This is a genomic window from Nocardia sp. NPDC004415, assembly GCF_053602435.1.
On record NZ_JBSGDP010000112.1, the window covers coordinates 1 to 8,404 of the forward strand.

8 protein-coding genes are annotated in these 8,404 nt (G+C 70.3%); 7 read left to right on the top strand and 1 reads right to left on the bottom strand.

Annotation, left to right across the window (positions count from 1 at the left end; all coding sequences use genetic code 11):
• Positions 1 to 97 precede the first annotated feature (97 nt).
• The 7 genes from ACWEMY_RS28895 (at position 98) to ACWEMY_RS28925 (ending at position 7,616) form a co-directional block, all read left to right on the top strand.
• Positions 98 to 868 (top strand): deoxyribonuclease IV, encoded by a 771-nt coding sequence (locus ACWEMY_RS28895; RefSeq protein WP_375929753.1) that lies wholly within the window; start codon positions 98 to 100, stop codon positions 866 to 868.
• Positions 869 to 968: 100 nt separating this feature from the next.
• The gene (locus tag ACWEMY_RS28900; protein WP_452392561.1) at positions 969 to 1,901 is read left to right on the top strand and encodes a TauD/TfdA dioxygenase family protein; all 933 of its coding nucleotides are present in this window, start codon (positions 969 to 971) and stop codon (positions 1,899 to 1,901) included.
• A gap of 41 nt (positions 1,902 to 1,942) precedes the next feature.
• Positions 1,943 to 3,154 carry a CaiB/BaiF CoA transferase family protein gene (locus ACWEMY_RS28905; RefSeq protein ID WP_452392562.1) on the top strand — a complete coding sequence of 404 codons (1,212 nt, stop codon included), beginning with the start codon at positions 1,943 to 1,945 and terminating at the stop codon, positions 3,152 to 3,154.
• Positions 3,151 to 3,321 carry a hypothetical protein gene (locus ACWEMY_RS28910; RefSeq protein WP_336085865.1) on the top strand — a complete coding sequence of 57 codons (171 nt, stop codon included), beginning with the start codon at positions 3,151 to 3,153 and terminating at the stop codon, positions 3,319 to 3,321. The genes ACWEMY_RS28905 and ACWEMY_RS28910 overlap by 4 nt, the downstream gene beginning before the upstream one ends.
• Positions 3,318 to 4,232: a hydroxymethylglutaryl-CoA lyase gene (locus ACWEMY_RS28915; protein ID WP_452392563.1), complete on the top strand. Its 915-nt coding sequence runs from the start codon at positions 3,318 to 3,320 to the stop codon at positions 4,230 to 4,232. The genes ACWEMY_RS28910 and ACWEMY_RS28915 overlap by 4 nt, the downstream gene beginning before the upstream one ends.
• Positions 4,233 to 4,287: 55 nt before the next feature.
• Entirely contained in the window at positions 4,288 to 5,064 is a 777-nt protein-coding gene (locus ACWEMY_RS28920; RefSeq protein ID WP_375929749.1) for an ABC transporter ATP-binding protein, read from the top strand.
• A 32-nt stretch (positions 5,065 to 5,096) separates the two neighbouring features.
• Positions 5,097 to 7,616, top strand: coding sequence for an ABC transporter permease (locus ACWEMY_RS28925; protein ID WP_452392565.1), 2,520 nt, complete (start codon positions 5,097 to 5,099; stop codon positions 7,614 to 7,616).
• Between the two features lie 41 nt (positions 7,617 to 7,657).
• Here the strand turns inward: ACWEMY_RS28925 and ACWEMY_RS28930 are convergent.
• The coding region (locus tag ACWEMY_RS28930) for an ADP-ribosylglycohydrolase family protein (RefSeq protein ID WP_452392564.1) at positions 7,658 to 8,404 on the bottom strand (747 nt) is incomplete at its 5' end.

Sequence of the window (8,404 nt, forward strand, 5' to 3'; positions counted from 1 at the left end):
AGGGGCGAGACGTCACGGCGCAGCCGAAGTATCGCCCCTCGGACGCGAGGCATAAGGGGGCCGCACACCCCGCGGCGCCAGCCGCCATACTTACAGCATGCGCATTGGAGCACACGTTCGTGAGGAGAGCGATCCGATCGGGTTCGGCGAGAAGCTCGGCGCCGAGGTCATCCAGATGTTCGTGGTGGACCCGCAGAGCTGGGACAAACCCCAGCCGCACCCGAAGGCCGCCGAGATCGTGGCCAGCCCGATCGACGTCGTCGTGCACTCGTCGTATCAGATCAATGTGGCCAGCCTGAACAACCGGCTGCGGATGCCCTCGCGCAACGCGGTGGCCCAGCAGGCGAAGGCCGCCGCCGAGCTGGGCGCGTTCGGCCTGGTCGTGCACGGCGGGCACGTGCGGTCCGACGCCGAGCGCGACACCGGAATCGACAACTGGCGCAAGCTGTTCGAACGTCAGCAGGACAAGGGCGGTTTCGCTGTGCCGATCCTGATCGAGAACACCGCGGGCGGCAATCACGCCATGGCCCGCCATTTCGATTCCATCGCCCGGCTCTGGGACGCGGTCGGCGACTACGGCGCCGGCTTCTGTCTCGACACCTGCCACGCGTGGGCGGGCGGGGAGGAACTGGTCGGGGTGGTCGAGCGGATCAAGGCGATCACCGGCCGGATCGACCTGGTGCACCTGAACTCCTCGCGCGACGAGTTCGACTCCGGTGCCGACCGGCACGCCAATTTCGCCGACGGCACCATCGACCCGCAACTGCTGGCCGAGGTCTGCCGGACCGCGGGCGCGCCCGTCATCCTGGAGACCCCTGCCGAAGGCGTCGCCGAGGACCTGGCCTACCTGCGGGAGAACCTCGGCTGAGCGGTTGCGATCAGCCGGAGGGAAAACCTGTCTGCCGAACGGATTTCGCGGTGTGCTTGATGCACATCAGCAACCGATCGAAGACAGTGAAGGTGATCCCATGACGGTCGACCACGCCACCCCCGCCACCGTGACGGTGACCAAGCTCGGCGCGCACATCGGCGCCCTGGTCGACGGCGTCCGGCTGGGCGGTGACCTGGACGCGGCGACCGTCGCGACCATCCGCCGCGCGATCAACGAGCACAAGGTGATCTTCTTCCGCGGTCAGCAGCACCTCACCGAGGACGGTCAGCACGAGTTCGCCGCGCTGCTCGGCAGCCCCACCACCCCGCACCCGACGGTGACGTCGCAGGGCGTGAAGAGCCTGGCCATCGATTCCGAGAACGGCCGGGCCAACTCCTGGCACACCGATGTGACCTTCGTCGACCGGATTCCGAAGGCGTCGATCCTGCGCGCGGAGTACCTACCGAGCTACGGCGGCTCCACCACCTGGGCCTCCACCGTCGCCGCCTACAACTCGCTGCCCGAGTCGCTCAAGCTGCTCGCGGAGAACCTGCGGGCGGTGCACACCAATGTGTACGACTACGCCGCGCGCAATGTCGAGCCGATCCGCCCGAACTCGGAGAAGTACCGCGCGGAGTTCCAGTCGACCTACTACGAGACCGAGCACCCCGTCGTGCGCGTGCACCCCGAGACCGGCGAGCGCGCACTGCTGCTGGGCCACTTCGTGAAGAACTTCGTCGGCCTGTCCACCAGCGAGTCGCAGGCGCTGTTCCGCCTGTTCCAGGACCGCGTCACCCGCCTGGAGAACACCACCCGCTGGACCTGGGCCGACGGCGACGTCGCCATCTGGGACAACCGCGCCACCCAGCACTACGCCATCGACGACTACGACGACCAGCCCCGCCGCCTGACCCGCATCACCCTCGCCGGCGACATCCCGGTGGGCGTCGACGGCAGGCAGAGCACCGTCATCGAAGGAAACGCCGACCACTACTCGGTGGTCGAAGAAGTAGAACTCCTCGCCTCGTAGGGGGTCGCACACCTCGCGGCGCCAGCCGCCATACTCAGAGCATGAGTATTCGGCCGTTGGATGGAGTGCGGGTTCTGGAGCTCGGTAACTATGTTGCCGCGCCTACAGCAGGACGCATTCTGGGCGACTTCGGCGCCGAGGTGATCAAGGTGGAGCGGCCCGGCACGGGCGACGAGCTGCGGAATTGGCGGTTGTACGGGGGTGACACCTCCATGCTGTATCGGACCGTCAACCGGAACAAGAAGTCGATCGTGCTGGACCTGCGCACCGAGGCGGGCCGGGCGGTGGTGCTCGAGCTGGTGAAACAGTGCGATGTGCTGCTGGAGAACTTCCGCCCGGGCATGCTCGAGAAGTGGGGGCTGGGGCCGGAGGTGCTCGAGGCCGCCAAGCCCGGGCTGGTGATCACGCGGATCTCCGCCTACGGCCAGACGGGGCCGATGGCGGCGCGCCCGGGGTTCGCGGCGGTCGCCGAGGCCGTGGGTGGGCTGCGGGAGCTGGTGGGTGATCCGGATCGGCCGCCGGTGCGCGTGGGGGTGTCCATCGGTGATTCGATCGCGGGCATCTATGCCGCGTTCGGCACGGTGATGGCGTTGTTCCAGCGGGAGCGGGTCGGTGGAACGGTGCCGCAGGCCGAGCGGATCATCGATGTGGCGCTCAACGAGTCGATCCTGTCGGTGATGGAGTCGCTGGTTCCGGATCATCTCGCCTACGGCATCACCCGCGAGCGGGTCGGCGGCCGGATGGAGGGCATCGCGCCGAGCAATGCCTACCCGACCAGCGACGGGTACAGCATCATCATCGGTGGCAACGGCGACGCCATCTTCCAGCGGTACATGAAGGTCATCGACCGGCCGGATCTGGCGGCCGATCCGGAGCTGGCCGACAACGCGGGCCGCTGGCGTCATCGCGAGCGCCTCGACGCCTCGATCGCGGAGTGGACCGTCCGGCACACCCGCGACGAAGCGCTGAAGCTGCTCGACGCGGCGGCCATCCCGTGCGGGCCCATCTACACCGCCGCCGACATCGTGGCCGACGAGCAGTACCGGGCACGCAATATGATCCAGACGTTCCCCGTCGACGTGGGCGAGCCCGAACCCCGGCAGGTGGGGTTTCCCGGCATCGTCCCGGTCATCGGGGGCGAGTCGCTGCCGATCCGGAATGTCGGCCCCGACCTCGGCGAGCACACCAGAGAGGTGCTCGGCGGGTTGCTCGGAATGACCGAGGACCAGATCGACGCGCTGGAGGCATCGTGACGAGGCGAGTACACGGCAGGCGCCGCCCGCCGGTGCGCAGCAAGTGGGAACCGCGCGGCCCCGGCCATGTGCGCCCGACCGTGCACCCGACCCCGGCCAGCGTCGGGGACAAGCCCTGCGGCGGGGTCATGTGTGTGCCGCATCAGGAGCCGGAGCAGCGGCGATGACGGCACCGCTGCTGCGCGATGTCACCCTGCGCGACGGCCTGCAGCTCACCGGCAAGGTGCTGTCGACCGCGCGAAAGGTCGACGTGGTCCGGCGGCTGCTGGCCGCCGGTGTGCCCGCGCTCGAGATCGGGTCCATGGCCCGCCCGGATCTGGTGCCGCCGATGGCCAACTCGCTGGAGCTGATCGCCGCGCTCACGCCCGAGGAACTGGCGAAATGCTGGGTCTGGGTGGCCACCCCGCGTCATGTGGAGAAGGCCGCGGCGGCGGGCGCGCGCAACTTCCAGTACTGCTTCTCGGTCTCCGACGCGCACAACAAGGCCAATATCGCCCGCGACACCGAGACCTCGGTGGCCGCCATGCCCGACGCCATCCGCCTCGCCGAGCAGGCGGGCGGACAGCTCCAGCTGTGCCTGGCGACCGCCTTCACCTGCCCCTTCGACGGACCGGTCGACCCCGAGCGCGTGCTGGCCATCGCCCGCGACCCACGCACCGAGGGCGCCGCCGACATCGTGCTGGCCGACACCCTCGGCCAGGCCCACCCCGGCCAGGTGAGCGCCCTGGTCACCGCGGTGCGCGAGCAGACCCCGCCGCGCCGCATCGTCTTCCACGGCCACGACACCTGGGGCATGGGCGTGGCCAACACCCTCGCCGCCGTCGCGGCGGGCGCGTCCATGGTCGACGGGGCCCTCGGTGGCCTGGGCGGTTGCCCGTTCGCGCCGGGCGCCAGCGGCAACACCGCCTCCGAGGACATCCTCTTCGCCACCCGCCCGGACTGGTTCACCCCCGAGCGCCTGGCGAGCCTGGTCGGTCTCACCGAGGAACTGCTCGCCGATCTCGGCGAACCGAACCGCTCCCGCGCCGCGCAGGGCGCGCGTTCGGAGGCCGCGGCCTTCGACTGGGTCATCCGGTAGGTCTCGGGGGAAATCCGGATGGCGAAGCGCACCACCGCCCGCCAGACTGGACACCATGACTTCACACCCCATGGGGACCGAGGCCGTCGACCCGGCGGCCGTCACCGAGCCCGCGGCCGCAGCGCTGGATCTGGTGAAGCTGTACGGCACGGGAGACACGCAGGTCAAGGCCCTGGACGGGGTGTCCGCCGAGTTCGCCAGGGGCGAGTTCACCGCGATCATGGGCCCCTCCGGCTCGGGCAAGTCCACCCTGATGCACTGCCTGGCCGGCCTCGACAGCGCCAGCTCCGGCGAGGTCCGCATCGGTGACACCGCCCTGACCGGGCTCTCGGACAAGCAGATGACCGCGCTGCGCCGCGACCGCATCGGCTTCGTGTTCCAGGCGTTCAACCTCGTCCCCACGCTGACCGCGCTGGAGAACATCACCCTGCCGCTCGACATCGCCGCCCGCAAGCCCGACCAGGACTGGCTCGACACCGTGGTCAAGCGCCTCGGCCTCGGCGACCGGCTCGACCACCGGCCCTCGGAACTGTCCGGCGGCCAGCAGCAGCGCGTGGCCTGCGCCCGCGCCCTGGTCGGCAAGCCGGAGATCATCTTCGGTGACGAGCCGACCGGCAACCTGGACTCGCACTCCTCCGGCGAGGTGCTGTCCATCCTGCGCGCCTCGGTCGACGAATTCGGCCAGACCGTCGTCATCGTCACCCACGACCCGCGCGCGGCCTCCTACGCCGACCGGGTGGTCTTCCTCGCCGACGGCCGCATCGTCGACGAACTGCGCGACCCCACCCAGGACTCGGTGCTGGACCGGATGAAGGCGCTGGAGACCAAGTGAGCGCCGATGTCACGCGCGCCGGGGGTAACCCCATGCGCAAGGTCGCGCTGCGCAATCTCGCCGCGCACAAGGTCCGCCTGGCGCTGACCCTGCTCTCGGTGGTGCTCGGCACCGCCTTCATCTCCGGCTCGTTCGTCTTCACCGACACGCTGCAGCGCACCTTCGACAGCATCTTCGAGGGCCAGGCCCAGGGGGTCGACGTGCGGGTCGGGCCCGAGGCACAGCAGTCGCTGGGCGTGCCGACCAATATCGTCGCGGCCCTGTCCAAGACCGAGGGTGTCGCGCGGGTGGCGCCGGGCGTGAACGGCCCGGTCGTGCTGCTCGAACCCGACGGCAAGAAGGCCGTGCAGACCGGCGGCGCGCCGAGTTTCGGCCTGTCCTACCTGCCCCCGGACAAGGCGGTCGAGGACCCGCAGACCTTCGTCGCGGGCACCGCGCCCGCCCGGCCGAACGAGATCGCGCTCAACACCACCGGCGCGGAGAAGGCCGGGCTGAAGGTCGGTGACAGGACCAAGGTGCTCATCCCGTCCAAGGGCGACCCGTTCGAGGTCACCCTGACCGGCATCTACGAGATGCCCGGCACCGAGGGCGGCGGCGTGCTGGCGGTGATGTTCACCGAGCAGCAGGCCACCGAGCTGTTCACCGACGGCACCCATGTCGCCTATGCCGATATCGCCGCCGCGCCGGGCACCTCGCCCGACGAACTGCGCGACCGTCTCGCCACGGCCCTGCCCGACTACAAGGTGCAGAACGCCGACGAGGTCCGCGCCGACATGAAGAAGCAGATCTCCGAAGCCCTCACCTTCATCAACTACTTCCTGCTGGCCTTCGGCGCCATCGCGCTGATCGTCGGCACGTTCATCATCTACAACACCTTCTCGATGATCGTGGCCCAGCGGCTGCGCGAACTGGCGCTGCTGCGCGCGATCGGCGCGAGCAGGTCGCAGGTCGGACGGTCGGTGGTGTCGGAGGCTGTGGTGATCGGCCTGATCGGCAGCGCGCTCGGGCTGGCTGCCGGCATCGGCCTGGCCTTCGGGCTCTCGGCCCTGCTCAACGCCTTCGATCTCGGCCTGCCCACCGGCTCGCTGACGGTGCTGCCGCGCACCGCGATCGTGGCGCTGCTGGTCGGCCTGATCGTCACCGTGGCCAGCGCCTACGCCCCCGCCCGCCGGGCGGCGAAGGTGCCGCCGGTGGAGGCGATGCGTTCGGAATTCGCCAGCGCGGGTGACTCGCTGCGGCTGCGGACCGTGCTCGGCGCGGTGCTGGCGGTGGCCGGTGGTGTGCTCGTCTACGTGGGCGCGCAGGGCACCGGCAAGGGTGCCGCGGTGACGGTCGGGCTCGGCGCGCTCGGGCTCATCCTGGCCGTGCTGCTCGCCGCACCGGCGCTGTCGCGGCCCATGGTGCTCGTGCTGGGCGTGCTCACCCGGCCGTTCGGGGCGATCGGCCAGATGGCGCGCAACAATGCCGTGCGCAACCCGCGCCGCACCGCCGCCACCGCCTTCGCCCTCACCCTCGGGCTCATGCTGGTCTCGGCCATCGGCATTCTCGGCGCCTCGGCCAAGACCAGCGTCGGGGTGCTCATCGACAAGGGCGTGAAGGCCGAATACGTACTGGCCGGGCCGCAGATGATCGGCGCCCCGATCGGCGCGGTGGACGCGGTGCGCAGCGAGGTGCCCGGGATCAGCGACGTGACCGGAATCCGCGTGGTCGCGTTCAAGATCGACGGGGAGCAGCTCGCCGCCACCTCGCCGGACGGCCCGATCGACCCGGTGATGGACATCGACATGATCGGTGGCAGTTCCACCGTGGCCGATCGCGGCGTGCTGGTCGCCGAGACCGAAGCGGGCGATCACGGCTGGAAGCTGGGCGACAAGGTCGAGATCACCAGCCTCGACAACAAGAAGCTCGAGCTCACCGTCGGCGGCGTCTACGCCGACAACCCGCTGCTCGGGCCGATGGTCGTGGACCCGGGTGTCTACGAACAGCTGATGCCGCCCAGCCTGCGCACCAATATCTTCGTGCTGGTCAAGGCGGCGCCGGGCGCCGACCTCACCGCCATGCGGACGAATCTGGAGAAGGCCACCGAGCCGTTCGTGGTGGTGCAGGTGCAGGACCACGAGGAGTTCAAGGGCGCGCAGGGCAAACAGATCAACACCCTGCTCGCCATCCTCTACGGCCTGCTCGCGCTGGCCGTGGTGATCGCGGTACTCGGCATCATCAACACCCTGGCGCTGTCGGTGGTGGAGCGGCGCCGCGAGATCGGCATGCTCCGCGCGGTCGGCACCCAGCGCTCGCAGGTGCGCCGCACGATCTACCTCGAGTCCATGCTGATCGCCATCTTCGGCGCCATCGTCGGCCTGGTCCTCGGCGTCGCCCTGGGCGTCGGCTTCCTGCGCACACTGCGCGATCTGGGCATCGACCAGATCACCATCCCGTGGTCGCAACTGGTGACGGTGCTGATCGCCTCGGCGGTGGTGGGTGTGCTGGCGGCGGTGTGGCCGGGCATCCGGGCCGCGCGCACGCCTCCGCTGGCGGCCATCGCGGATCTGTAGACGGGCGGTGGTGCGGCCGCCGGGGGAGGTCGCACCACCGGTCAGGCGGGGTAGCGGTCGACCCAGGTGTTCGGGGGGCGGCCGTGGGTGTCCTTGGGTGGGTTGAGGCCGAATTCGGTGCAGTAGTCGGTGGCGAGGCGGTGCAGGACCGGCGCGGCGTCGACGGTGCCGGACCAGCGGCGGGGCAGGGCGGGGCGGCCGTAGCGGGCGCCGAGGAGGCTGCCCGCGAGGGAGCCGGTGGCGTCGCTGTCGCCGGAGTGGTTGACCGACAACAGCAGTCCGGTGCGCACGATCTGGTGGGCCGGGCCGCCGATCGTTTCGGCGGCGAGCATCGCGAAGACGGCGACGGCGAGTGCTTCCGGGGCGATCCAGCCCTGGCCGAGGGATTCGAGGTCCTCGGGCGTGGCGGTCCGGCCCGCTCGCGCCAGGCGCGCTGCCAGTGTGCTCGCGGCGTCGAGAGCGGAGGAGGTCTCCTGGTGGCCGCGATAATTCGCGAGTTCGGCGCGGGCCTTGTCGAGGGCGGTGGAGGTGTCGGTGCCGCGCGACAACTGGTAGACCAGCGCGGCCAGCGTGCCCGCCGGTAACCATCCGCTCGGATGGCCGTGCGTGAGAGCGGCAGTGTCGCAACCCAATTCGAAGATGGCGCTCAACGCCGCCCCGCTGCGGTCGGCCGCGTACCCGAATCCGCAGGGTGCCGCCCGCATCACCGCACCACTGCCCTTGGAATCGTTGACCGGCCGTTGCCTGGTGCCGAGCGGGTCGGTCGGTGCCCGGCGCTGCGCGGCCCG